Origin of the sequence: Pseudomonas sp. NPDC087358 (assembly GCF_044900785.1) — a bacterium.
Classification (GTDB): domain Bacteria; phylum Pseudomonadota; class Gammaproteobacteria; order Pseudomonadales; family Pseudomonadaceae; genus Aquipseudomonas.
In genome coordinates this window covers 41086-66383 of record NZ_JBJDOA010000001.1, presented here as the reverse complement: position 1 = coordinate 66383, position 25298 = coordinate 41086, and the positions used below count along the sequence as shown (strand labels likewise).

Below are 25298 nucleotides of genomic sequence, written 5' to 3'. Positions count from 1 at the left end.
CAGGCCGGCGAGCGCCCAGCCTGCATCCGGGGCCGTGCATTCAGTGACCCTCATGGCGCCCTTCGCTGACTTCGGCGGGCACGTTGGCGTCGCCGGCCATGCGCTTGCGGAACAGCCCGGTGCGCGCCAGCAGTAACGTGGTCACCGGCACCGTGATTGCCAGCAGCACCGGAACCAGCCAGGCATGCAGCACCGGGGCGCCCTTCATGGCCGAGAAATAGACGATCGACGCCAGCGCCACGCACCAGGCCCCGAGGGTCGAGGCCAGTGCAGGCGGGTGCATACGCTGGAAAAAGTCCTTCATGCGCAACAGCCCCAGCGCGCCGATCAGCGCGAACAGGCTGCTCAGCACCAGCAGGAGGGCGGTCAGTACCTCGACCCAGAACGGCAGGACATGCAGAGAATTCATTCGATCACCTCCCCGCGTAGCAGGAACTTGGCCAGGGCGAATGAGCCGACGAAGCCGAACAGGGCAATCAACAGCGCCGCTTCGAAATAGGTGTCGCTGGCGTAGCGAACGCCCAGCACCAGCATCATCAGCATCGCCAGGATGTAAAGGTAATCCAGCGCCAATACCCGATCCTGGGCCGAGGGGCCTTTGAACAGGCGGATCAGGGTCAGGATCATCGCCAGGGTGAACAGCGACAGGCTGAGCAGGATCGCGTTGGCAAGCAGCGGGCTCATTGGAAAATCTCCATCAGCGGGCGTTCGTAAGTCCCTTTGAAGTGCTCGATGAATTGCGCTTCGTCGTCCAGATCGAAGACGTGCATCAACAACACGCTGCGGTCCAGCGCCAGTTCCGACCACACGGTACCGGGTATCACCGTGCAGATCATCGCCAGCGCCGCCAGCCCATGGGCATCGTGCAGGTCCAGCGGGATCTTGATGAAGACCGAGCGGGGTGCTCGCTGACCGGCGCGCAACACGCCCCAGGCCACTGTCAGGTTCGACACCAGCACATCGCGCCCGACTAGAAAGAACAGTCTGACCGCAAGCCAGGGTTTGCCGATGCGCACGGGCAGTGGCCGCAGCGGGGCGAACATGATCGGCGCGAGCAAGCCCAGCATCGCGCCGAGCAACAGGTTGCCGGCACTGAGCGACAGGTTGAGTAAAAGCCACAGCGCCCACAGCGACAGGGACAACAGCGGCGCAGGCAACAGGCGCGTCATGGCTGTAGCTCCTCGGCGCTGGTGGTCGGCCCGGGGACAGGTCGGGCGGCGTTCACCGACAACACGTATTGCTGCGGATCATGCAACGCCTGGGCGGTGTCCTGGGTGTAGCGCAGCAGCGCCTGGGCCTTGAATGTGAGCACGATACAGGCGCACAGCAGCAGGGCGATGGGGATGCATTCGTTGCGGCGCAGCAGGGGAGACGGACGCTCCTGCGGCGTCCAGAAACGCTTGATGCCGACCCGCACGAAGGCGAACAGCGAGGCCAGCCCCGAGAGAATCAACAGCGCCACCAGCGTCCAGCTGTCGGCACGAATGGCTTCGTCTTTCGCCACATCCAGGCCCAACGGGTTGAGCAGGGCGCTGATCAGCGTCAGCTTGCCGAGGAACCCCGACAACGGTGGCATGCCGATGATCAGCAGCGCACAGGCAATGAAGCTCAAGCCCAGGAAGGCCATGGTCCAGGGAATCACCTGGCCGACCACGGCTTTTTGCTGGTCATCCAGGTTGGTGCCCGGCACCGGGTGCAGTGACTCCATGGTCTTGGGCAATTGATCGGCGTCCTCTTCCAGTGGGATCTCGTTGGCGGACCGAGAACGCTCCACCAGTTCGGCCAGCAGAAACAAGGCGCTCAAGGCCAGGGTCGAGCTGACCAGATAGAACAGTGCGCCCGCGGTCAGGCTTGGCTGGCCAAAGCCGATGGCCGACAGCAGGATGCCTGCCGAGACCAGAATGCTCAGACTGGCCATGCGCTCCAGGCGTTGCGCAGCAACGATGGAAATGGCCGCCACGGCCAGCGTTGCCATGCCGCCCCAGATCAGCCAGTCGCCGCCAAAAAACGCCGACGCACCTGCCTGACCTGAGAACAGCAGTGTCCACAGCCGAAGCAGGGTATAGGCGCCGACTTTGGTCATTAGCGCAAAGAGCGCCGCCACCGGTGCGCTGGCCGCGGAGTAGGCCGGCACCAGCCAGAAGTTCAACGGCCACATGCCGGCCTTGGCCAGGAACGCCACCGCGAGAATCGCCGCCCCCGCATGCAGCAGGCCGAGGTCGGCTTGCGGGACCTGGGGGATCTTGACCGCCAGATCGGCCAGGTTCAGCGTGCCGGTGACGCCATAGATCAGCGCCGCGCCAATCAGAAACAGCGAGGAGGCCAGCAGGTTGATGGTGATGTAATGCAGACCGGCCGAGACCCGTGCCCGGCCCGAGCCATGCAGCATCAGCCCGTAGGAGGCTGCCAGCAGGACTTCGAAGAACACGAACAGGTTGAACAGATCGGCGGTCAGGAAGGCGCCGTACAGGCCCATCAGTTGAATCTGGAACAGCGCATGGAAGCTGGCACCGGCACGATCCCAGCGCGCCAGGGCGAACAGCAGCGCGCAGAAAGCGACGATACCGGTCAGCACCAGCATCAGCGCCGAGAGGTGATCGATCACCAGCACGATGCCGAACGGCGACTCCCAATTGCCCGGCAGGTACACGCCGATGGAGCCCGTGGTGCCGGTCTTCTGCACCCAGAGCATCAAGGTGACGGCAATGGCCAGCCCCAATGCCGTGGACAACAGGTTGATGCGCGCTTTCAGCGGCCGGTGTTTTTCACCCAGCCAGAGCATCAATGCGGCGGTCAGTACCGGCAGCAGGATCGGCGCGATGATCAGTTGGTTCATCACACTCATTCACTGCTCTCCCGACCGTCGACATGGTCGTTGCCGGTCAGGCCGCGGGAGGCCAGCAGCACCACCAGAAACAGCGCGGTCATGGCAAAGCTGATGACGATCGCCGTGAGCACCAGTGCCTGTGGCAGCGGGTCGGTGTAGTTGAGCAGGTCCTGCGGCACGCCGTCCTTGATGATCGGCTCTTTGCCGATGAACAGGCTGCCCATGCTGAAGATGAACAGGTTGACGCCATAGGACAGCAGGCACAGGCCCATGACCACCTGAAAGGTCCGTGGGCGCAGGATCAGCCACACGCCGGAAGCGGCGAGCACGCCGATGGCAATGGCAATGACTTCTTCCATCAGATGGCTCCTTGTGAAGTAGCGGGGCTGGCGGGACTGCCCGGCAATGGCTCGATCGGTTGCGGCAGTGAGGTCGGGCGATGGCTGCGCACTGACTGGTGGGCCAGGGCCGTGAGGATCAGCAGCGTCGATCCGACCACCACGGCGTACACGCCGATATCAAAGAACAGCGCGCTGGCCACGTGCACCTCGCCGAGCAGCGGCAGGTGCAGGTGCGCCGTGTGAGTGGTCATGAACGGGTAACCCAGGGCCATGGAGCCCAGCCCCGTGGCCAGGGCGAAGAACAGCCCGGTGCCCATCCAGCGCAACGGGCGCAGACTCATGTGGGCCTCGACCCACTGAGTCCCGGCGACCATGTACTGCAGGATGAACGCCACCGACATCACCAGCCCTGCGACGAAGCCGCCACCTGGCTGGTTGTGACCGCGCATGAACAGGTACATCGAGACCACGAAGGCCACCGGCAGCAGCAGGCGAACCAGCACCGCCGGCACCATCATGAAGCCCAGGGCGGTATCGGTGGCATGTCGCGGGTTGACCAGGTCAGTCACTACATCGCGTGCCAGCAGGCGCTGCTGGGCCGGCGATGCGATGCTTTCCCTGGGCGGGCGGAAACGCCGCAGCAGGGCGAATACGGTGAGGGCGACCACGGCAAGAACGGTGATTTCGCCAAAGGTGTCGAAGCCGCGAAAATCCACCAGCATCACGTTGACCGCGTTGGTGCCGCCGCCCTGGGCCAGTGCCCGGCTGAGGTAGAACTCGGAAATGGCGTTCGGCGTCGGGCGCGTGAGCATGGCGTATGACAACAGGGCCATGCCGCCGCCGACCGCCACCGCGAGGATGAAGTCGCGCACCCGGCGGGCTCTGGCGCGATTGCGCGAGCGCGCAGGCACCGCGACATCTTCGTTACGCCGTGGCAGCCAGCGCAGCCCCAGCAGGATCAGTACGGTGGTGACGACCTCGACCGCCAGCTGGGTCAGGGCCAGGTCCGGCGCCGAGAACCAGACGAACGTCACGCACGTCATCAGGCCGCAGACGCCGACCATGGTCACCGCTGCCAGACGGTGGTATTTGGCTTGCCAGGCAGCGCCCAGGGCACAGGCAATGGCGATCAGCCAAAGCATGACGAACACTCCGGAGCCTGGAATCTTCGGGCGGTCGCCAAAGCTCAGGCCGCTGTCGTACATTGGCACGAAGCCTGCAATCAGCGCGACGAACACCATCAGGAACAACTGCGCTTGCAGGCGGCGGGTCGTCAGCAGGCCTTCCAGGGCGCGTGCGCCACGCATTTTGCTGACCAGCACCCGTTCGAACAGGCGCTTGCCGTTGAGTCGCCAGATCAGTGGCGGCCCGTTGAAGCGCTCGCGCTTGAAGCCTGCGCGCAGTAACAGATAAAGGACGATGCCGGCAGCCATGGCGATCAGGCTCATGATCATCGGTGCGTTCCAGCCGTGCCAGATCGCCAGGCTGTACTCGGGCAGGGTGCCGCCGACCACCGGTTGCGCGGCGGCAGCCAGCAGCGGGCCGACCGACAGCGCCGGAAAGATACCGACGATCAGGCAAGCCAGCACCAGCAGTTCGACCGGCACCCGCATCCAGCGCGGCGGCTCATGGGGGGTGTGCGGCAGGTCGGTGGCTCTGGGGCCGAAGAACACGTCCACGGTGAAACGCAGCGAGTAGGCGACGCTGAAGGTCCCGGCCACCGTGGCGATCACCGGTAGCGCGGCTTCGACCCAGGCGGTGGAGGTGATGAATACGGTCTCGGCAAAGAACATTTCCTTGGACAGGAAGCCATTGAGCAGCGGAACGCCTGCCATCGCCGCGCTGGCGACCATGGCCAGGGTGGCGGTGTAGGGCATCAGCTTGATCAGGCCACTGAGTTTGCGGATGTCGCGGGTGCCGCTCTCGTGGTCGATGATCCCGGCGGCCATGAACAGCGAGGCCTTGAACGTGGCATGGTTGAGGATGTGGAACACCGCCGCGACGGCCGCCAGCGGGCTGTTCAGGCCTAATAACAGAGTGATCAGACCCAGATGGCTGATGGTCGAATAGGCCAGCAGGCCCTTGAGGTCGGTCTGGAAAATGGCCGAATAGGCGCCGATTACCAGGGTGCATGCCCCGGCACCGCTGACGATCCAGAACCATTGCTCGCTGCCCGATAGCGCTGGCCAGAACCGCGCCAACAGGAACACGCCGGCCTTGACCATGGTCGCCGAGTGCAGATAGGCCGACACCGGCGTTGGCGCCGCCATGGCGTGGGGCAGCCAGAAGTGGAAGGGGAACTGCGCGCTTTTGCTCAGCGCGCCGATCAGAATCAGGGTCAGCAACACCGGATACAAGGCGTGGGCGCGAATCGCATCGCCCGAAGCCAGCACCCGGTCCAGGTCATAACTGCCGACCACATGGCCGAGCAGCATCATCCCGACCAGTAACGCCAGACCACCGGCGCCAGTGACCATCAGCGCCATGTAGGCGCCGCGTCTGGCGTCGGCGCGGTGGTGCCAGTAGCCGATCAGCAGGAAAGAAAAGACGCTGGTCAGCTCCCAGAAGAACACGATCTGGATCAGGTTGCCGGACATGACCAGCCCGAGCATCGCGCCCATGAACGCCAGGAAAAAGGAGAAGAAGCGCGGCACCGGGTCGGCCGGCGACATGTAGTAGCGCGCGTACAGCGACACCAGGGTGCCAATGCCCAGCACCAGCATCGAAAACAGCCAGGCAAAGCCATCCAGGCGCAGGACGAAGTTCAGGCCCAGGCTGGGTATCCAGAAAAATTCCTCGCGGATGACCCCGCCATGCGCGATCTGCGGATACCAGAAGGCCACCTGTATCGCGCCGATGAGGGCGATCAGGCCAGCCAGAATGGATTCACTGTTGCGGGCGTTGTGCGGCAAAAGGGCCGCCAGACAGCTGCCTATGAAAGGCAGAAGCAGTAGAACTATCAGGGACATAGGCTTCTAATCTGCGAATAAATGTCAAGGATCATACGTGCCGGGTCGTGCATCACCAACCGCCAAGATGTCGCAGAATCCTACAAAGGCTTCAAGCAGCAGCGTAGTTGACCGCAGGTTATGGGGAAGGTTGATGGCGTGTGATGGCAAATATCACCGGGTAGCGGCTGTCGCCGCACGGCTTGCCGGCGGTGACGCCCTCCCGATCGTTTCCGCCGCCAAGCCGGACGGCTACAGGGCTCGTGCAACGGCGTATCGAAGTCAGCTTCGGGACCGATAATATTGGCGCCTGTTGCTATTTAGGCGACAATGCCCGCCAGTTTTTGGAGCGCGACATGTCTGATCCCATCGAAACCCTTGCCGTTGATGCCGTCCTCGACGCGACCGGCCTCAACTGCCCGGAACCTGTGATGATGCTGCACCAGAAGGTGCGTGACCTGCCTGCCGGTGGTTTGCTCAAGGTCATCGCCACCGACCCCTCGACCGAGCGCGACATTCCCAAATTCTGCGTCTTCCTAGACCACGAACTGGTTGGCAGACAGGCCGCCGATGGCGTGTACCTGTACTGGATTCGCAAGAAGCCGGCCTGAGTCGCGCCGATCCCGGTGCGCCGCTGCACCGCGCTGGTCCCGCCGCGCGGCAGGCTCTACACTGCCGCGACTTCAGGGAGCCCATCATGCGCATAGTTGCTGACGAAAACATTCCACTGCTCGACGCCTTCTTTGCCGGCTTTGGCGACATCCGGCGTTATCCGGGACGCACTCTGGACCGCGCCGCCGTGGCCGATGCCGACATTCTGCTGGTGCGCTCGGTGACCCAGGTCAATCGCCAGCTGCTCGAAGGCAGCCCGGTGCGTTTCGTCGGCACCTGCACCATCGGCACCGATCATCTGGACCTGGACTACTTCAACGAGGCGGGCATCCAGTGGTCCAGCGCCCCTGGCTGCAATGCTCGGGGCGTTGTCGATTACGTGCTCGGCAGCCTGTTGACGCTGGCTGAAATCGAAGGCGCCGACCTCACCCAACGCACCTACGGCGTGGTCGGGGCGGGGCAGGTAGGTGGTCGGCTGATCAGCGTGTTGCGTGGCCTGGGCTGGAATGTACTGGTCTGCGATCCGCCACGACAGTCTGCAGAAGGCGGTGATTACGTCAGCCTCGATGAGATCATCGCCCGCTGCGACGTCATCAGCCTGCACACCCCCTTGAGCAAGAGCGGCGAGCTGGCGACCTGGCACCTGCTGGATCGCGCGCGTCTGCAGCAGCTCAGGCACGGCGCCTGGCTGATCAACGCAGCCCGCGGACCGGTGGTGGATAACACCGCCCTGCGTGAGGTCCTGCTCGAACGCGAGGATTTGCAGGCGGTGCTGGATGTCTGGGAAAAAGAGCCGCTGGTGGACGTCGAACTGGCCGAGCTGTGCGTGATCGGTACCCCACACATCGCCGGCTACAGCCTGGACGGCCGCCAGCGCGGCACGGCACAGATCTATCAGGCGTTGTGTGCATTTCTTGATCAGCCAGCGACTATTGCCCTTGAAGACCTGTTGCCAAAGCCATGGCTGGCCCAGGTTGCACTGGACGCTGCGACCGACCCGGCCTGGGCGCTGAACATGCTGTGCCGGGGTGTCTACGATCCGCGTCGTGATGACGCGGATTTTCGTCGCAGTCTGGTGGGCGACTCGTCGAGCCAGCGACTGGCCTTCGATGCCCTGCGCAAGCATTACCCGCCACGCCGGGAAATCGAAGGCCTGCGCGTGAGCATCAATGGCCAGTCGGCGCCTTTGCAGCAGATTATTCAGGCGCTGGGCGCGGTATCGGTCGGCGATTGAGTCACTCGGTGTACTTCTTGATGTAACTCCACAAGGTATCAGGCAGACGCGGCGGGACTTCTTTCCAGAATCGCCGCATGCGGGCCAGGGCGCCGTAGGCTTGCTGCCAGGCTTGCTCACGGTCCCGCGCAGCGCTGACAGGGGCCTGCGTCAGCGCGATGAAACTGGCGAAGGTGCACGGCACGGGCGATTGCTCGCTGCGCTCGATGCGATGGGTCTGTTCCTGCACGGTGATCGCCGCGCCGGTTTCATCGGTGAAGACGTGCGGGGTGAGTGTGTCGATCCGCTCGCAGCGACTGCTGCACAGTTTCCGGCGATTGCGCAGTTCGCCAAATCCTCGTTCATACATGCTGATGGTCGATCCGCTGACCCGCATGCAAGCGGCCTCGAACGCGTTGAGAATCGCCTCGGCGTTGTCGATGCTGGTCTCGATGGTGGCGATGTCGACGAAACGCTCCAGGGTCCCGGCTTCCAGCGCATTGAGTGCGCGGTCGATGGTCGACAGATGGACGAAGTCTTTCTTGCAGCCGATCAGGCGCACGTCGAACTGGTAATCGGCCAGCTCCTGACCCGAGATGACGCTGGCGAACGCCTTGGTGTCCAGCGCCGTCTCCATGACGATGTTGAACTTGTTCTGGTGCGCGTGGGTAAAGATGCGGCTGCACAGCTCCCAGATGAAGGTCTCGGTGTGTTTGTAGCGGCTGGTCACGTCCTGGTCGGCGAACTCGGCGTAACGCGGGTGCAATTGGCGCAAGTGTTCGTCGTACAGACGCACGTAGTTGGCGTAGCGCGGATCCTTCAACAGCGTGTGATTGAGCATGTAGGTCTTGCCCGAGCCCTGGACCCCGGCGACCACCAGGATTTTCGGCGCCGGCATGCCATCCTCGCCGATGTCTTGCCTGACCCTGAACAGGGAGGCTTCCAGTTGGCTATAGACGGCGTCCAGTTCCCTGGGCGTATAAGCGTAGTGTGTAGCGGACATAACGAGTCTTCCCTGGATTGCGTCATTTGACGGGTGAGAGCCAGGGACGTAATCGCAGCTGGGGTGGATGCACAACGGCGGCTGGCGTTGCGTGTGTTGCAGGATGTGAATGCTGCGCGCATAAAAAACCCGGCATCGAGTGCCGGGTTTCAAGTGAGTCTGCTCATCAGTCTTGTTGTTCGGGTTTGACCCAGTACTTGTCGCATTCCTGACATGCGGCCTGAACCATCTCTTCAGTAATCAGGATTTCCTTCCCGTGTTTATCGAGAATGGCACCGCCCAGTTGAAACTCGGGTTGGGGCCGGACGACGGGTTCTTGATTGCTGCTGTTTTGCAAGCTCATGCCTGTCTCCTCTCATCAGGGTGTGCGTTCTGAGTTTATCCACGCCGGATGAACGCACCGTGACATTCCTGTACGCCTCCAGCGTTGATTCAGTCCAACAGATCACGAGCAATGTCGCCAGCTGCCTGTTAGACCGATCCACTCTAATCGTCCCTGCTGACTGTCATAACGCGCGTTCACCTGCCGCGTGGATACCCATGAACTGACTGGCCAATGGCCTCTGAGTTCAGCAAAAGACGACGAGCGTGCATGCAAGCGCCGGTGTAGGCTCTGCGCTTGAGTCAGCCAACAGGTGTATTTCATGGCTTCAGTGTTTTCCGGGCGTCAGCGCCATGCCCTCCGTCTGGCGCTGCGGATGATCGCGCCTTATCGCAAACAGGCCATCGGCGCGCTGCTGGCGTTGATCGTCACGGCGGCGATCACCTTGTCCATGGGCCAGGGCATCCGGCTGATGGTCGATCAGGGTTTCATGACCCGTTCGCCGACCCTGCTCAATGAAACCATTGCCCTGTTCATGGCGCTGATCATAGCGTTGGCGATAGGAACCTTTGCGCGGTTCTACCTGGTGTCGTGGATCGGCGAGCGGGTCGTGGCCGATCTGCGCAAACAGGTGTTCGATCATCTGGTCAGCCTGCATCCGGGTTTCTACGAGAACAATCGCAGCTCGGAAATCCAGTCACGCCTGACCGCCGACACCACCTTGCTGCAATCGGTGATCGGATCGTCGCTGTCGATGTTCCTGCGCAATGCGCTGATGGTCATTGGCGGGGTGATCCTGCTGTTTTTCACCAATCCCAAACTGACCAGCATTGTAGTGGTGGCGTTGCCGCTGGTGGTCGCGCCGATCCTGATCTTCGGACGCCGGGTGCGCAGTCTGTCGCGGGAAAGCCAGGATCGGGTGGCGGATGTCGGCAGCTATGTCTCTGAAGCGCTGGGCCAGATCAAGACGGTGCAGGCCTATAACCATCAGGAGCAGGATCGCCAGCGCTTTTCGCAGACCGCCGAAAGTGCATTCGAGACGGCGCGCAAGCGGATTCTGCAGCGCTCCTGGTTGATTACTCTGGTGATTGTGCTGGTGCTGGGGGCAGTAGCGGTGATGCTCTGGGTCGGCGGCATGGATGTCATTGCCGGGCGTATTTCAGGTGGCGAGCTGGCCGCGTTCGTCTTCTACAGCCTGATCGTCGGCAGCGCGTTCGGCACCCTCAGTGAGGTGATTGGCGAGCTGCAGCGGGCTGCCGGCGCGGCCGAGCGCATCACCGAACTGTTGCAGGCGCGCAGCGAAATCACCCCGCCGAGCAGCGATCTGTTGACCCTGCCGGCGCGGATCAGCGGCCGGCTGGCGCTGGAAAACCTGAGCTTTGCCTACCCATCGCGGCCTGAGCGTAACGCTGTCGAGGATCTGACCTTGACCATCGAGCCCGGCGAAACGCTGGCGCTGGTGGGCCCGTCGGGCGCCGGCAAGTCGACGCTGTTTGATTTGCTGCTGCGTTTCTATGATCCGCAGCAGGGACGGATTCTGGTCGAAGGGCTGCCAGTGGAACGACTCGATCCGCTGGACCTGCGGCGCTGTTTCGCCTGGGTTGCGCAAACCCCTGCGCTGTTTTTCGGCAGCGTCGAGGACAACATCCGCTATGGCAATCCCTCGGCCAGCATGGAGCAAGTGCAGGCGGCGGCACGCATTGCCCATGCCCATGAGTTCATCGAGCTTCTGCCTCAGGGCTATCAGACGCATCTGGGCGATGGCGGGCTGGGTCTGTCCGGCGGCCAGCGCCAGCGTCTGGCGATTGCCCGGGCACTGCTGGCCGATGCACCGATTCTGTTACTCGACGAAGCCACCAGTGCGCTGGATGCGCAGAGTGAACATCTGATCCAGCAGGCATTGCCGACCCTCATGCAGGGGCGTACCACGCTGGTGATCGCTCATCGGCTGGCAACGGTCCAGAACGCCGATCGCATTGCAGTGATGGATCAAGGCCGGTTGGTGGCGGTGGGGACCCATCGGCAACTGGTTGCCAGCAATCCGCTGTACGCCAGATTGGCAGCCTTGCAGTTCAATGTCGGGGAGGAGCAGGCGGGGTAATGCGAGCCAACTGTAGCAGTCGGGTTTGTCGGCGCCAGCGACCCGATGGGCGCCACCGTCGCCAGGCCCTGCGGCTAAAACCTGGAGCTTGAAGACATGAAAACGGCGCCCGTAGGCGCCGTTTTTCCGATCAGTCCTTGCGGTATTCGCACAGATAAGCGGTCTCTACCTCTACCTTTACCTCGAACTTGCTGTCGGCCGGGACGCGAAACTGATTACCCGCCTTGAAAGCTTCCCATGTCTCGCTGTTTGGCAGCTTGACCTGCAGCGAACCATAGACCACGTGCATGACTTCGCGATCAGCCGTACCGAAGTTGTAAGTTCCTGGGGCCATGACGCCGATGGTGGCCGCGCCTTCGGCTTGCTGGAAGGCGATGGATTTGACGGTACCGTCGAAATACTCGTTGACCTTGAACATGGCTGATCTCCTGGGAAAGGGCTGAAAAAGGTCGGACAGTATGCCCAACGTACAAAAGGCCGTCATCCGCTTTGATAAATGCGTCATGTTCAGGCAGGAATCACCAGCGGAAGCAACCGCGCGGTGTTGCGCGCATCGGTCAGCGCCCGATGTTGCTGCCCACTGAAATGCATCCCCGCCAGCTGCAGGGCGGTGTTGAGCCCACAGGGTTTTTGCAGTTGCCGGGCCTGGGCGAAGCGCTGCTTGAGGTTGATGTGTGCCAGGGTTTGCAGTGCGCTGGTCAACTGGTGTTGCTGCCACTGCACTTCAAATTGCTGCCGGTCGTAGTCGCCCCAGCTCACCCAGCCCACCAGACGCGTGCGATGGTGGCTGAGCCAGCGCTCGAACTGCGGCCAGATCGTGGTCAGTGCCAAGGCGCTATCGATCTGAGCCTGTTGAATGTGCGTCAGCTCCCGGCAGAAGGGCGTCAGCAGCGGTCTGCGCGCCGGGCGCACCAGGCGTTCGAAGTGATCGATTTCACGGCCGTCGGAATTGACCACGCAGGCGCCAATCTCAATGATCTCCATTTCTGCCACTGGCCATCCGCCCTCGTCGGTGGTGGCCTCCAGATCTATCACCAACCAATGGGGCATATCGAACTCCAGTTTCAAACCGTGGCACCGTCATGGAGCCTAGCCATATTCAGTCCATTGCGTCCAACCCGGCAATTGCCCGCGACACATGGGTGGGACTCGCAGGCCCGACGATGGTTTGCCGTCGGGCAGAAATTTATTGCATCAGGGGTTCGAATGTTGCCCCAAGCGCTTGCTTGGTTGGCGCGCTCGGCATAAATTGCCGCGCAGCCCATCGCGTTTGTAAGCAAATTTTTCAGGGGTTTCAGGGAGCGCGCTGTGGACGAACCCAATAGCTCGACGGTCATGGGCGAACTGATCAGCCGCGGCTTGATGACCGATCCGCACAGTGCCCGCGGCAAGCTGCTGCAAGTCGCCGCCCACCTGTTCCGCCACAAAGGCTACGAACGCACCACGGTGCGCGATCTGGCAGCGGCGGTGGGGATTCAGTCCGGCAGCATCTTCCACCACTTTCGCAGCAAAGACGAAATCCTCTGCTCGGTGATGGAACAGACCGCCATCTATAACACCGAGCTGATGCGTGCAGCACTGGCGCAGACCCGCGACGTGCGCCAGCGCGTACTGGCGCTGATCACCTGTGAGCTGCAGTCGATCATGGGCGGTACCGGCGAGGCGATGGCGGTAATGATCTACGAGTGGCGTTCGTTATCAGCGCAAGGGCAGACGAAGATTCTCGTCCTGCGCGAGGCCTACGAGCAGCTTTGGCTGCAAGTTCTTACAGAAGCCAAGGACTGCGGGCTGCTGGAGGGCGATGTATTCGTCACCCGACGCTTGCTCACCGGCGCGTTGTCCTGGACCACGACCTGGTTCCGCGCCGACGGCAGCATGACCCTGGATCAGCTGGCCGACCAAGCCCTGGTTTTGCTGCTCAAGAACAGCGGCTGAGGTTAAAGCCGGTTTTTTGCTTGGTTTGACCGTTGTCTAATGGTGTGCAAACGCATAGCTTACCCGTACTCCGATTCGCCAGAGGTGCTTTGTGTTGATGTCTACGCCGGTGCGTATGGCTTTTAGAACGCTGCTGTTGGCAATGACCCTGCTGTGGGCCGGTAGCGCGAGCGCGCTGCAGGTCGTGCGAATTGGCGCGGCGCACTTTCCGCCGTACACCATTCGCCCTGAGCGCGGCGAAGACACGGGTCTGCTGCCGCAGATGATCAGCGCGCTCAATGCCATGCAAAGCGACTACCGTTTTGAAATGGTGCCCACTTCGATCCCGCGTCGCTTCCGCGATTTCCAGCAGGCGCGTTTTGACATGGCCATCTTCGAGAACCCCGCCTGGGGCTGGAAGGACATTGCCCACGAGGATGTCGACATGGGCCTGGAAGATGCCGAGGTTTTCGTCACTCATCGGGTTCAGGGTCGCAACCAGGACTACTTCGATGATCTTCACGGCAAGCGTCTGGCGTTGTTCAGCGGGTATCACTACGCGTTCGCCAGATTCAACGCCGACCCCGGCTTTCTCACCCGCAATTACAACGCCACGCTGACTTACTCCCACGACAGCAACCTGCTGATGGTGCTGCGCGACCGGGCGGACATCGCGCTGGTCACGCGCTCCTACCTGAGTACGTTCATGGCCGCCAACCCCAGGGATGCCGATCAGTTTCTGGTCTCCGAACGGGTCGATCAGGTCTATCGTCACTTTGCGCTGCTGCGCCCGGGCGCGCCGATCAGCGCTGAGCAATTCGGCGAACTGCTCAGGCAACTGCGAGAGAACGGGCAGATGTTCAGGATCTTCCAGCCTTTTCGTATCGCGGTGACGCCGCAGGCCAGTCACCACGCGATTGCGCTGGATGACGGTCGGGATTGAGTGAAAGGGATAAGGCGGGCGATGGTGTTTTCCACCGCCCGGTGACATCAACGGTCCCGCGCTTCCTTGGCGTCCATTTCAGCGTTGCGCTCATGGACGCGCTTGAGCTGTTCTTCGGTCAGGGGCAGTTTTTTCGCTGAATCCTTGAGCATCAGCAGACCACCGACGATCGAGCCAATTGCAACTACCAGAATCAACCAGGCATACCAGGGCATGAGGCTCTCTCCTTATTGTGATACCGGTTTGAGCAGCGGCGCCGCTCAGTGGTTCCATTGTAGGAGATGCCGGCTGGGTGAGGGATCGTTGATTGACCCTTCGCTGCTGGCTTTCATGGTGTCTGTAGCAGTGCGGCTCGCCGGCGTTGGCAATCTGCCGGGTGTCACCGCCGGCAAGCTGCGCTGCTACAGGGCATGCATGCGTTTCAAACCCCGGTCAGCATCGAGTCAGCCGGCGCCGCCAGGCGCGCATGCCCGGTCAGGGCGAAGTAGATGAAGCCCACCGCCATGAAGGCCAGGAAGATCAGGCCGATCAAGGCATTGAACCAGGCCATGGCGATCAGGCAGACCACCGCCAGGACCAGGGCGATGCCCGGCACGATCGGATAACCGGGCGCACGGAAGGTCCGCTCCAGCAGCGGTTCGGTCTTGCGCAGCTTGAACAGGCTCAACATGCTCATGATGTACATGACGATGGCGCCGAACACCGCCATGGTGATCATCGCCGCCGTCAGGGTCATGCCACTGAGATTGATCAGGCCGTCGCTGTAGATCGCCGCGATACCGATCAGGCCACCGGCGATGATCGCCCGATGCGGGGTCTGGAAGCGTGACAGTTTTGCCAGTGAGGCGGGCAGATAACCGGCTCGGGCCAAGGCGAAGAACTGCCGCGAATAACCCAGGATGATGCCATGAAAGCTGGCCACCAGGCCGAACAGGCCGATCCATACCAGCATGTGCAGCCAGCCGGAGCTTTCGCCGACCACCGCTTTCATGGCCTGGGGCAGCGGATCGTTGATGTTCGACAGGGCTTTCCAGTCGCCCACGCCGCCGGCGAAGAACATCACCCCCATCGCCAGCAATACCAGCGTGATGATGCCGCTGATGTAAGCCTTGGGAATGGTGCGTTTGGGGTCCTTGGCCTCTTCGGCCGCCATGGCCGCGCCTTCGATGGCCAGGAAGAACCAGATCGCGAACGGAATCGCGGCGAACATCCCGGCAACCGCCGGCGCCCCGAAGCTGTCGGAACCGGCCCAGCCGTTGAGTGCAAAATTACTGAAGCTGAACGCCGGCGCAACCACGCCCATGAACACCAACAGCTCCAGCACCGCCAGCACACAGACCACCAACTCGAACGTCGCGGCCAGCTTCACCCCGAGGATGTTCAGGGTCATGAACACGATATAAGCCCCGACGGCTGCGTGTTTGGGGTCAAGGGCCGGAAACTGCACATTCAGGTATGCACCGATGGCCAGGGCGATGGCGGGGGGCGCGAAGACGAATTCGATCAGCGTGGCCAGGCCTGCGATCAAACCGCCTTTTTCACCAAACGCCCGGCGGCTGTAGGCGAAGGGGCCGCCGGCATGCGGGATGGCGGTGGTCAGCTCGGTGAAGCTGAAGATGAAGCAGGTGTACATGGCCGCCACCATCAGCGATGTCACCAGAAAGCCCAGCGTCCCGGCCACGCCCCAGCCGTAACTCCAGCCGAAATATTCGCCGGAAATCACCAGACCGACAGCGATCCCCCATAAATGCAGCGTGCCCAGCGTGGGCTTGAGTTGCGTATTCATGCGTCACTCCCTGGATTGATTGGATCATCGGGACAGAGCGCTGTGCAGTGGTCGTGCCAGTGGGCGGCGGATATGTCGTAATGTTCGTAAAGTGGTCGTGTACAGAATGCTTGTTCGGAGAATGAGCGGGGATCGTGCGCGATCGCTGTGCGCATCGCATGCTGTGGGTGCGGTGAGCGCCTATATAGCGGTCCTGCTTGCTCGCGGTGGCGCCTTTGAGATCGCTACCGGCACAGCCTGCGCCACAAGGCGTTTATGCACAGTTTGCCGATCACCGGGTCCCGCCCTGCGGGATGTTCAGCTACAATGCGCGCCGATTTGACTTGCCAGAGAACCCGCTCATGTCCGCCTGCCAGACCCCTATCATCGTCGCCCTGGATTTCCCGACCCGCGAAGCCGCGTTGAAACTGGCCGATCAGCTGGACCCCAGGCTCTGCCGGGTCAAGGTGGGCAAGGAGTTGTTCACCAGCAGCGCCTCGGGCATCGTCGAAACCTTGAACGACAAGGGCTTCGAAGTCTTCCTGGACCTCAAATTCCACGACATTCCCAATACCACGGCGATGGCGGTCAAGGCTGCTGCCGAGATGGGCGTGTGGATGGTCAATGTGCATTGTTCCGGTGGCCTGCGGATGATGGCGGCCTGCCGTGACGTGCTGGATCAGCGCAGCGGTACCAAGCCATTGCTCATCGGTGTGACCGTGCTGACCAGCATGGAGCGCGAGGACCTGGCAGGCATCGGCCTGGATATCGAACCCCAGGAGCAAGTGCTGCGTCTGGCCGCACTGGCCGAGAAAGCCGGTATGGACGGGCTGGTATGTTCGGCACTGGAAGCCCAGGCGCTGAAGGCCGCGCATCCGTCGTTGCAGCTGGTGACCCCGGGCATCCGTCCGGCCGGCAGCGCGCAGGACGACCAGCGGCGCATCCTGACCCCGCGTCAGGCGCTGGACGCCGGCTCCGATTACCTGGTCATCGGCCGCCCGATCAGCCAGGCGGCTGACCCGGCCAAAGCCCTGGCCGCGGTGGTTGCCGAGCTTGCGTAAACCCTGAGACGGTGAAAACCCTGTGCAGGAGTGAGCTTGCTCGCGATGCTGTTTGTCCGAGGCATATTTATCGCCTGACAAAATGACGCGAGCAAGCTCACTCCTACAAGGTGTGCGTCGATCCTAGTAGCCGATCCGCTTCAAGATCGAATCCATGCTCTCGCTCGATGGCCGGCCGTAGAACTTCAGCAGCTCCGAAGCCCGGTTGGTGAAGAACCCGTCCACCCCGTGCCCGCTGATTGCCTTGAAATCCACTGCATCATCCACCGTGTACGGGTGAACGATCATGCCGCGATCGTGGGCCATCTTGTTCATCCACGGCTGCACCAGGTCCATGTAGCTTTGCTCGCCACCGTTCTTCAAGGCTGAAGCGGGGCCGGTACCGACCGCACCATGGGCCTTGGCCCAATCTATCCAGGCGGCGAACTCTTCCTTGGACTTGACCTTCTGGCTGGCATAAAAGCTGGCCTTGTCCTTGGCGCCGGAGTCCTTGAACGTGGTGTCCGACGCCGCTGCGATCGAACCGTCACCCAACCACAACAGCAACACCTTGGGCGTATCGGGCATGTATTTTTGCAGCAGCTCAAGGCTTGGCTTCTCAAAGGTCTGCAGCACCACGCGCCCTGGCATGTGCGCCACGTTCACGTGTCCTTTTTCGGCCGCAGGGCGCTGACTGAGCCAACCGCGCTGTTGCAGCTTCTTCTGCAGATCCTCTTCGATACCCGGGAACTGCGACGGCACCTTGGTCTCGATGTACAGCCCCGGCTTGTTCTTGCCGCCTTCGGCGATGTCGATGACTTCATCCAGCGTCAGGATCTTCAACCCTTTGTAGCTGGCACGGGCACGATCCGGATGAGTCTTGTTGAACCAGGAGCCTGCGTCCAGTGCCTTGATTTCTGCCAGGGTGAAACTGCTCAGGGGGTCTTTGACGCGGCTGGGGTAGACCTCGGCGACGTTGCTGGTGCGTTCCAGGGTGTCGTCATGCAAGGCGATGAGTACACCGTCCCTGGTCCGCTGAATGTCCATTTCCAGGTAGTCGGCACCCAGCTCGCGGGCCAGGGTATAGGACGGTATGGTCTCTTCCGGTGCGTCGAACGAGGCGCCACGGTGGGCGATGACAGCAGGCCAGGGCACGCCGATCTTCGCTGCAAGCGCCTTGCCCGGCTCGTTGGCGGCCGAGGCGAATCCCGATGACAGCATGACGCCGGCCAGCGCGGCGCTACCCAACGTTCTGGAAATTCCTTTGAGCATGGTGATGACATTCCTTATGTGCATGATTGATTCATGAGGCGGTAAAAAATAACCGCTGCGCGTCAGCTGTTTGCCGCAACGGTCTGTCCCGGCGCAGCGGTCAGACCATAAACACCCACATCCGGTGCCGGCAACCGGTCTGTCGCAGCTGGAAAAAAAACGTCGTTATGAGGGGCTGTTCAATCGATGGATGGCCGCACGTCACAGGTTTGGGCACTATGGCCTGCAGTTTCGCGGGTTTTCATGACGCTTGAGGGTCGGGTGGGTAAACGTTTCTTTCTACAGGCGTCTTTTTTGAGTATGGAAACAAACACTTACGCGGCGTTGGTAGGCTTCGTCGACATGTTGCTGGACGCCATCTGTGTCGTTGACGTGGAAGGCCGCTACGTTTTTGTCAGCGCAGCCTGCGAGCGGATCTTTGGCTACACGGCCCAGGAGCTGATTGGCCGCAGGATGATCGAGCTGGTGCACCCTGATGACCGTGAGCGCACGCTGGCTGCGGCCAGCGACATCATGGCCGGACAGCCCAACCTGGGTTTCGAAAACCGCTACGTGCGCAAGGACGGCCGCATCGTGCACATCATGTGGTCGGCGCGCTGGTCGCAGGTGGACAGCCTGCGCATCGCCGTGGCTCGGGACATCACCGAGCGCAAACGTTCCGAATCGATGCGCACGGCGTTGTTCAGCATCTCGGAAGCGGCCCATGTGGCCAGTGATCTGCCGGCCTTGTTCAAGGAAATCCACGGCATCATCGGCGAGCTGTTGCCGGCGAAGAATTTTTTCGTGGGCCTGCGCGACAAATACAGCGGCCTGTTGAACTTCCCTTACCACGTCGACGAGCTGGACCCCACGCTGCAACAGCCCATGGCCGACGCCCTGGCGACGGAAGTCGTCGGCAGCGGCCGCACCATGCTGCTGGCGGCTTCGAATCAACAGCAGGACGCCGTTGACGCCGCTCCCGAGTATCTCAGGCTCATGTTGGGCAGCGACGGCTTGTCCTGGCTGGCGACGCCGCTGGAAACCCAGCACGGCATCATCGGTGCGTTGTTGGTCAAGAGCGATGCGGCGTGTCCGCCCTTCGATCATCGGGACCGGGAGCTGCTGCAGTTCGTCTCCACCCAAGTCGCTGCCGCCATCGAGCGCAAGCAACTCTACGATCGTCTCAAAAGCATGGCCCAGTACGATCAATTGACCCAGTTGCCCAACCGCATGCTGCTGCAGGAGCGACTGTTGCAGTCCCTTGAACGGGCGAAAAAAAGCAAGGGGCGCCTGGCGCTGCTTTACCTTGACCTGGACAAGTTCAAGCTGGTCAACGACAGCCTGGGCCACGCCGCGGGGGATCTGCTGTTACAGGAAGTCGCCCATCGTTTGAAACAGTGCGTGCGCGAAACCGACACCGTGGCTCGCATCGGTGGCGATGAGTTCGTGATTCTGCTTGACCGGATCAATCACGTCGAAGACTCGGCCAGGGTCGCCGAAAAAATCTGCAAGACCCTGAACGTGCCCATGGTCCTCAGAGGCCAGGACTGGCAGATCCTGCCGAGCATCGGCATCGCCAACTACCCTGAAAACGCCACCGACCTGTCACACCTGTTCCGCCACGCCGACGAAGCGATGTACAGCGCCAAGAAGCGTGGGGGAAATCGTTTTCAGGGGTGAAAACCGCTCTAACTCGCGCTACTGTCTGCCCATCGAATTTATCCGGGGCGCAATGACGATGACGAAGACGGTGCTAGTGTTGGTCGAAAGCGTGAACAAGTACCTGCCGATTCTGGAGGAGGGCGGGTTTCGTCTGATTCTGGCGCCGACACCGGCCATGCGGGCGCAAGCGGTGGCGACAGGCGGGGCGGAGATCGATGCGGTGCTGACGCGCGGCCCGTTGGGTTTCACTGCCGAAGAAATGGCGGCGCTGCCGAAGCTGGGCATCATCTGCGTGATTGGCGCCGGTTACGAGCGCGTGGATCTGCCGGCTGCGCAGGCGCGGGGGATCACCGTGACCAATGGCGCCGGGGTCAACGCGCCGACAGTGGCCGATCACGCGATGGCGCTGCTGCTGTCGATGGTGCGCGATATTCCCCAGGCCCATGCTTCGGTGCGCCGCGGTGAGTGGCGCAAGGTCACGTGTCCTTCCTTCGCCAACAAACGCATCGGCATTCTCGGGTTGGGGGCGGTGGGCATGGCGATCGCCAAGCGGGCGCTGGGCTTCGACATGGCGATCAACTACCACAGCCGTTCGCCCCGTGCGGATGTGGATTTTCATTATTGCGCGACGCCGCTGGCGCTGGCCGCCGAGTCCGACTTCCTGATCGTGGCGACGCCCGGTGGCAGCGGCACCCGGCATCTGATCGACAAGGCCGCCCTCCACGCACTGGGAGCCAGCGGCTATCTGGTCAACATCGCAAGGGCCAGTGTGGTGGACACCGACGCGCTGATCGACGCCTTGCAGCATGAGCGTCTGGCAGGCGCGGCGCTGGATGTGTTCGACGACGAGCCGCAGGTGCCCGACGCCCTGAAAAGCCTGAACAACGTGGTATTGACGCCGCATCTGGCCGGTCTGTCGCCAGAAGCATCACGGGACACGGTGCAGAAGGTCGCCGACAACCTGACGGCGTTCTATGCAGGTCTGCCGGTGTTGACGCCGGTTTATGGTTAACCGTCACCCAGTCCCGAACCTACATGGATGATCGCCATGTCAACTGACGACCTCTAACAAAAAAGGAACCCCCCACATGTCTTCATCGTCCACCCTGAAAGTCGCGCTGGTCACCGGCGCCGGCAGTGGCATTGGTCGCGCCGTCGCCTTGCAATTGCTCAAGGATGGCTATGCCGTGGTGCTGGCCGGACGTCGCCTGGAACCGCTGCAGGCACTGGCCGAACAGGCGCAAGCGGCCGGTCAGCAGGCGCTTGCGGTGTCTACCGATGTCCGCGATGCCGCCAGCGTCGAGGCGCTGTTTGTGCAGATCGAGAGCACCTATGGCCGTCTTGACGTCTCGTTCAACAACGCAGGCATCGGCGCGCCCGCGGTGCCGATGGATGAGTTGTCGGTCGAGCAGTGGAAGAACGTCATCGATACCAACGTGACCGGTATGTTCCTGTGCGTGCGGGCAGCGTTCGGGCTGATGCGTCGGCAGGTGCCCCAGGGCGGAAGGATCATTAACAACGGCTCGATTTCGGCACACACCCCACGGCTGTTCAGTTCGCCCTACACCTCCAGCAAGCACGCGGTGCTGGGCCTGACCAAAAGCACCTCGCTGGATGGTCGGCAGTACAACATCGCCTGCGGTCAGATCGACATCGGCAACGCCCTGACCGAAATGACCGACCGCATGACCAAGGGCGTGCTGCAGCCCAGCGGCCAGTTGCAGGTGGAACCGACGATGGACGTGCAGCATGTGGCGGATGCCGTCAGCTACATGGCCAGCCTGCCGCTGTCGGCCAACGTGCTGAACATGACCGTGATGGCCAGCAGCATGCCGTTTGTCGGGCGTGGTTGATTGATCGATCGGGCGCGCTTTGCTCCTGATGCTGGCCGCAGGCTGCAGGAGCAAGCTTGCTTGCGATCCGGGGCGAAGCCGGTGGCGATTGTCAGGGCGCCGCTGCGGGCAAGCCGGACTGCTACAGAGCATGGCCAGCCGCGGTTCGCTGACGATCGTTGTTTCGTCCAATAGCTGACCGGTTCTGTCCAATTCTGTCGACAGCGATTCGCGCACACTGTGCCCATGTCGATCACCCTTCATCAGAGGACAGGACCATGAGCGAATTCGTCATAGCACCGGTCGCCACGCCATCGCTGGCAGTGGCGGGTACCTCCAGCCGTTTCCCCATCCGCCGCGTATTCTGCGTCGGTCGCAACTACTCCGATCACGCCCGTGAGATGGGCCACGATCCTGATCGCGAGCCGCCGTTCTTCTTCATGAAGCCGGCCGATGCCGTGGTTCCCGCAGAGGGGCAGATCGCTTACCCGCCGCTGACCGAAGACCTGCATCACGAGATCGAACTGGTGGTGGCCATTGGCAAGGACGGCGTGGACATCAGCCCCGAAGACGCGCTGAGTCATGTCTGGGGCTATGGGGTGGGCCTGGACCTGACGCGCCGCGACTTGCAGGCGCAAGCCAAGAAAATGGGGCGTCCCTGGGAATGGGCCAAGGCGTTCGATGCGTCCGCGCCGGCTACCGCGCTGTTGCCGGCGAGCCAGATCGGGCACCCGGACAGCGGCTCCATCTGGCTCGACGTCAACGGCCAGACCCGCCAGCGTGGCGATCTGGCTGACCAGATCTGGGCGGTCAGGGACGTGATTGCCTACCTGTCGCAGTCGGTCGGCGTCAAAGCTGGCGACCTGATCTATACCGGCACCCCCGCAGGCGTTGGCGCGCTGCGACGCGGTGATGTGGTCACTGCCGGCATCGAAGGCATCGCTGAGCTGACGGTGACCATCGGTTGAGCCACACGCCACCAGCCGCCAGTTGAAAGCCCGCGCAAAGTGGCTTTTGACTTGCGGCCTTCGGCTTGCAGCCTGAAACTTGTAGCTTGCAGACTTTTTCAGGCTTCATCCGATGGCCAACGTCCCCCGTATCCACACCTATGGCATGCAGCAGCGCAGCGACCGCATGGATTTCTACATCCGTGACAAATCGGCACGCCCGGCACTGACTTCGCCCCATCGCCACGAATACTTCCAGATCCAGATCAACCTGGGCGGCGACACCGTGCAGCACATCGGCGGGGCGATCCGGCCGTTCCCGCGCAACACCCTGGCGTTCATCCTGCCCCATCGCCTGCACGTGATTGCGCACCCTGAGGACGGCAGTTTCGTGCTGATCAATTTCTCCCAGGAGTTTGTCCTGCCGCGTTTGCAGTGCGATCCGATGGACCTTGAGGATGTGTCGCTGGCCGAGGCGCCGGAGCTGGCGCCGTTCCGGTTCCAGGAGCACCTGGACTTCACCCTCGATGATGCCGAGTTCGCCGAGGTGTCGATGCTGTTGACGCAGATGCGTGCGGCGGATCAGGCCCGCCACCTAGGCTCGGGCTCGATCCTGCGCGGCTACCTGCTGCAATTGATCGGCACCGTGTGCAATCGATTCGAACCGCAGTTGCTGGCGTTGTCAGCGAACAAGGCCGAGCGGCGAGGGCGACGCGATGCCATGGGCCGGGTGATGGGTTACATCCGCGAGCACATTGCCGATCCGGGCCTGACCCTGACCGATGCGGCCGCCGCAGCGTTCCTGTCGCCCAACTACCTGACCCACCTGCTGCGCAAGGAAACCGGCAGCACGTTTTCCGAGCTGGTTGTCGAACGACGCATGCGCCTTGCGCGCACGCACTTGATGAACGGCAACAAGCCGCTGAGTCACATCGCCCAAGTCTGTGGATTCGCCGATGAGGCTTATTTCTCCCGGCGTTTCAGCAAGGCCCACGGCGTGCCGCCGGGTCAATTCAGGCGCCAGTCCCGCGCCGTGAACTCGCTGATACCGCCTCTGTAGCCGTACGGCTTGCCGGCGGTGGCGTCGGTGAAATGGCCACCGCCGGCAAGCCGTGCTGCTACAGGGGCGAATAACTCACACCAGCCCCGTCGTGTAGTACACCCCGATCACGAAAAACGCCGCCAGCACCTTGAAGATGGTCATGCCGAAGATGTCCTTGTAGGCCTCACGGTGAGTCAGGCCGGTGACCGCCAGCAAGGTAATCACCGCGCCGTTGTGCGGCAGTGTGTCCATGCCGCCGGCGGCCATCGAGGCCACCCGGTGCATCACTTCCATGGGGATATGCGCGGCGTTGGCCGCCGAGATGAAGGTCTCGGACATCGCCGCCAGGGCGATGCTCATGCCGCCCGAAGACGAGCCGGTTATCCCCGCCAGGATGTTGATGGTGATCGCCTGATTGATCAGCGGGTTGGGAATCGCCTTGAGGCCATCAACGACCACCAGAAAACCCGGCAACGCAGCGATCACCGCACCAAAACCATATTCGGATGCGGTATTCAAGGTTGCCAGCATTGCGCCGCCCACCGCTGTCTTGCTGCCATCGGCCAACTTGCTGGCCACGGTGCGGAAGGAGAACACCAGCACCGTGATGATGCCAACCAATAGCGCCGCCTGTACCGCCCAGATCGCCGTCAGCTTGGCGACGTCGGTCTGAATCGGCATCTTCAGGCCCGGCAGGTGAATGCCGTACGAGGCGCCGTACCAGCCGGGAATCCATTTGGTGAACAACAGGTTCATCACGCCCACCAGCACCAGCGGCAGCAACGCGATCAGGGGGTTGGGCAGCGCGATCTGCTCCGGGGTCTCCGGCTCGTTGCGCAGCTGGGTGCCGTAGCCTTCACCGGCTCGCGCCGCCTTGCGCCGTTGATACTCCAGATAGACCATGCCGCAGGTCAGTACGAACAATGAGCCCAGCAAACCCAGCCACGGCGCGGCCCAGGAATTGGTGCCGAAGAAGGTGGTGGGAATGATGTTCTGGATCTGCGGAGTACCCGGCATGGCGTCCATGGTGAAAGTGAACGCGCCCAAGGCGATGGTGGCCGGCATCAGGCGCTTGGGGATATTGCCCTGGCGGAACATCTCCGCGGCGAACGGGTACACCGCGAACACCACCACGAACAACGAAACGCCGCCGTAGGTCAGCAGCGCGCAGACCAGCACGATCACCAGAATCACCTGACTGCTCCCCAGCAGGCCGATGACCGATTTGACGATGGAGCGGGAAAAGCCCGACAGCTCGATCAGCTTGCCGAACACGGCACCGAGCAGGAACACCGGAAAGTAGAGTTTGATGAAGCCGACCATTTTGTCCATGAACAGGTCGCTGAACACCGGAGCCACAGCGGTCGGGTCGGTCAGCAGCACCGCGCCCAGGGCGGCCAGCGGGGCGAAGATGATAACGCTGTAGCCTCGGTACGCAGCCAGCATCAGAACGCACAGCGCCAGCACGGCGATGACAACACTCATGAGGAAATCCTTCGGAGCGGCGCTGCGAGCAGCCGTCACGCCTCATCGGG

The 25298-nt window shown here is 62.2% G+C and carries 25 protein-coding genes; 11 read left to right on the top strand and 14 right to left on the bottom strand.

Going from position 1 to position 25298, the window contains the following annotated elements; genetic code table 11:
- Positions 1-40: 40 nt before the first annotated feature.
- Genes ACI2KS_RS00310 through ACI2KS_RS00285 form a run of 6 tightly spaced genes read right to left on the bottom strand, consistent with a single transcriptional unit; the run spans position 41 to position 6137 of the window.
- Entirely contained in the window at positions 41-409 is a 369-nt protein-coding gene (locus ACI2KS_RS00310; protein ID WP_404616413.1) for a Na+/H+ antiporter subunit G, read from the bottom strand.
- Entirely contained in the window at positions 406-684 is a 279-nt protein-coding gene (locus tag ACI2KS_RS00305; RefSeq protein ID WP_404616412.1) for a K+/H+ antiporter subunit F, read from the bottom strand. The genes ACI2KS_RS00310 and ACI2KS_RS00305 overlap by 4 nt, the downstream gene beginning before the upstream one ends.
- A complete protein-coding gene (locus ACI2KS_RS00300) occupies positions 681-1169 on the bottom strand; it encodes a Na+/H+ antiporter subunit E (protein WP_404616411.1) in 489 nt (162 codons plus the stop codon). Before ACI2KS_RS00300 ends, ACI2KS_RS00305 begins: the two co-directional genes overlap by 4 nt.
- Positions 1166-2845 carry a monovalent cation/H+ antiporter subunit D gene (locus tag ACI2KS_RS00295; protein WP_404616410.1) on the bottom strand — a complete coding sequence of 560 codons (1680 nt, stop codon included), beginning with the start codon at positions 2843-2845 and terminating at the stop codon, positions 1166-1168. The genes ACI2KS_RS00300 and ACI2KS_RS00295 overlap by 4 nt, the downstream gene beginning before the upstream one ends.
- Positions 2842-3186, bottom strand: a complete 345-nt coding sequence (locus tag ACI2KS_RS00290; protein ID WP_081568723.1) for a Na+/H+ antiporter subunit C — start codon at positions 3184-3186, stop codon at positions 2842-2844. The genes ACI2KS_RS00295 and ACI2KS_RS00290 overlap by 4 nt, the downstream gene beginning before the upstream one ends.
- Positions 3186-6137: a monovalent cation/H+ antiporter subunit A gene (locus ACI2KS_RS00285; RefSeq protein WP_404616409.1), complete on the bottom strand. Its 2952-nt coding sequence runs from the start codon at positions 6135-6137 to the stop codon at positions 3186-3188. The genes ACI2KS_RS00290 and ACI2KS_RS00285 overlap by 1 nt, the downstream gene beginning before the upstream one ends.
- A gap of 335 nt (positions 6138-6472) precedes the next feature.
- Here ACI2KS_RS00285 and tusA point away from each other — a divergent pair, with 335 nt between their 5' ends.
- Positions 6473-6727, top strand: coding sequence for a sulfurtransferase TusA (gene tusA / locus ACI2KS_RS00280; protein ID WP_404616408.1), 255 nt, complete (start codon positions 6473-6475; stop codon positions 6725-6727).
- 86 nt (positions 6728-6813) lie between these two features.
- Positions 6814-7962, top strand: a complete 1149-nt coding sequence (gene pdxB / locus ACI2KS_RS00275; RefSeq protein WP_404616407.1) for a 4-phosphoerythronate dehydrogenase PdxB — start codon at positions 6814-6816, stop codon at positions 7960-7962.
- A 1-nt stretch (position 7963) separates the two neighbouring features.
- On the opposite strand, the gene ACI2KS_RS00270 is transcribed toward pdxB, so the two are convergent.
- Positions 7964-8944, bottom strand: a complete 981-nt coding sequence (locus tag ACI2KS_RS00270) for a zeta toxin family protein (RefSeq protein WP_404616406.1) — start codon at positions 8942-8944, stop codon at positions 7964-7966.
- Positions 8945-9110: 166 nt separating this feature from the next.
- Positions 9111-9287, bottom strand: coding sequence for a PA1571 family protein (locus ACI2KS_RS00265; protein WP_404616405.1), 177 nt, complete (start codon positions 9285-9287; stop codon positions 9111-9113).
- Between the two features lie 301 nt (positions 9288-9588).
- On the opposite strand from ACI2KS_RS00265, the gene ACI2KS_RS00260 reads away from it, so the two are divergent.
- Positions 9589-11367, top strand: a complete 1779-nt coding sequence (locus ACI2KS_RS00260; RefSeq protein ID WP_404616404.1) for an ABC transporter transmembrane domain-containing protein — start codon at positions 9589-9591, stop codon at positions 11365-11367.
- Positions 11368-11497: 130 nt separating this feature from the next.
- On the opposite strand, the gene ACI2KS_RS00255 is transcribed toward ACI2KS_RS00260, so the two are convergent.
- On the bottom strand, positions 11498-11785 hold the full coding sequence (locus ACI2KS_RS00255; RefSeq protein WP_404616403.1) for a pyrimidine/purine nucleoside phosphorylase: 288 nt from the start codon (positions 11783-11785) through the stop codon (positions 11498-11500).
- An 89-nt stretch (positions 11786-11874) separates the two neighbouring features.
- Positions 11875-12417, bottom strand: a complete 543-nt coding sequence (locus ACI2KS_RS00250; RefSeq protein WP_404616402.1) for an exonuclease domain-containing protein — start codon at positions 12415-12417, stop codon at positions 11875-11877.
- 285 nt (positions 12418-12702) lie between these two features.
- Between ACI2KS_RS00250 and ACI2KS_RS00245 the strand changes: the two genes are divergently transcribed.
- Complete coding sequence (locus ACI2KS_RS00245) at positions 12703-13302, top strand: TetR/AcrR family transcriptional regulator (protein WP_404617221.1); 600 nt, start codon at positions 12703-12705, stop codon at positions 13300-13302.
- A 97-nt stretch (positions 13303-13399) separates the two neighbouring features.
- Positions 13400-14224 carry a substrate-binding periplasmic protein gene (locus ACI2KS_RS00240; RefSeq protein WP_404616401.1) on the top strand — a complete coding sequence of 275 codons (825 nt, stop codon included), beginning with the start codon at positions 13400-13402 and terminating at the stop codon, positions 14222-14224.
- A 47-nt stretch (positions 14225-14271) separates the two neighbouring features.
- Here the strand turns inward: ACI2KS_RS00240 and ACI2KS_RS00235 are convergent, their stop codons facing one another.
- Entirely contained in the window at positions 14272-14439 is a 168-nt protein-coding gene (locus ACI2KS_RS00235) for a DUF2897 family protein (protein WP_093469957.1), read from the bottom strand.
- A gap of 206 nt (positions 14440-14645) precedes the next feature.
- A complete protein-coding gene (eat, locus tag ACI2KS_RS00230) occupies positions 14646-16010 on the bottom strand; it encodes an ethanolamine permease (protein WP_404616400.1) in 1365 nt (454 codons plus the stop codon).
- Positions 16011-16351: 341 nt separating this feature from the next.
- Between eat and pyrF the strand changes: the two genes are divergently transcribed.
- Positions 16352-17050: an orotidine-5'-phosphate decarboxylase gene (gene pyrF, locus ACI2KS_RS00225; protein WP_404616399.1), complete on the top strand. Its 699-nt coding sequence runs from the start codon at positions 16352-16354 to the stop codon at positions 17048-17050.
- A 123-nt stretch (positions 17051-17173) separates the two neighbouring features.
- On the opposite strand, the gene ACI2KS_RS00220 is transcribed toward pyrF, so the two are convergent.
- Positions 17174-18301 (bottom strand): glycerophosphodiester phosphodiesterase, encoded by a 1128-nt coding sequence (locus ACI2KS_RS00220; protein ID WP_404617219.1) that lies wholly within the window; start codon positions 18299-18301, stop codon positions 17174-17176.
- A gap of 300 nt (positions 18302-18601) precedes the next feature.
- On the opposite strand from ACI2KS_RS00220, the gene ACI2KS_RS00215 reads away from it, so the two are divergent.
- From ACI2KS_RS00215 to ACI2KS_RS00195, 5 genes are all read left to right on the top strand, one after another.
- Entirely contained in the window at positions 18602-19960 is a 1359-nt protein-coding gene (locus ACI2KS_RS00215) for a diguanylate cyclase domain-containing protein (RefSeq protein WP_404617217.1), read from the top strand.
- A 58-nt stretch (positions 19961-20018) separates the two neighbouring features.
- Positions 20019-20954 (top strand): 2-hydroxyacid dehydrogenase, encoded by a 936-nt coding sequence (locus ACI2KS_RS00210; RefSeq protein ID WP_404616398.1) that lies wholly within the window; start codon positions 20019-20021, stop codon positions 20952-20954.
- Between the two features lie 76 nt (positions 20955-21030).
- Positions 21031-21795 carry an SDR family oxidoreductase gene (locus ACI2KS_RS00205; RefSeq protein ID WP_404616397.1) on the top strand — a complete coding sequence of 255 codons (765 nt, stop codon included), beginning with the start codon at positions 21031-21033 and terminating at the stop codon, positions 21793-21795.
- A 257-nt stretch (positions 21796-22052) separates the two neighbouring features.
- Positions 22053-22742: a fumarylacetoacetate hydrolase family protein gene (locus tag ACI2KS_RS00200; protein WP_404616396.1), complete on the top strand. Its 690-nt coding sequence runs from the start codon at positions 22053-22055 to the stop codon at positions 22740-22742.
- A gap of 112 nt (positions 22743-22854) precedes the next feature.
- On the top strand, positions 22855-23781 hold the full coding sequence (locus tag ACI2KS_RS00195) for a helix-turn-helix transcriptional regulator (protein ID WP_404616395.1): 927 nt from the start codon (positions 22855-22857) through the stop codon (positions 23779-23781).
- 75 nt (positions 23782-23856) lie between these two features.
- Here ACI2KS_RS00195 and ACI2KS_RS00190 read toward each other — a convergent pair whose 3' ends face one another.
- Positions 23857-25248: a GntP family permease gene (locus tag ACI2KS_RS00190; protein WP_404616394.1), complete on the bottom strand. Its 1392-nt coding sequence runs from the start codon at positions 25246-25248 to the stop codon at positions 23857-23859.
- Positions 25249-25298: the final 50 nt, after the last annotated feature.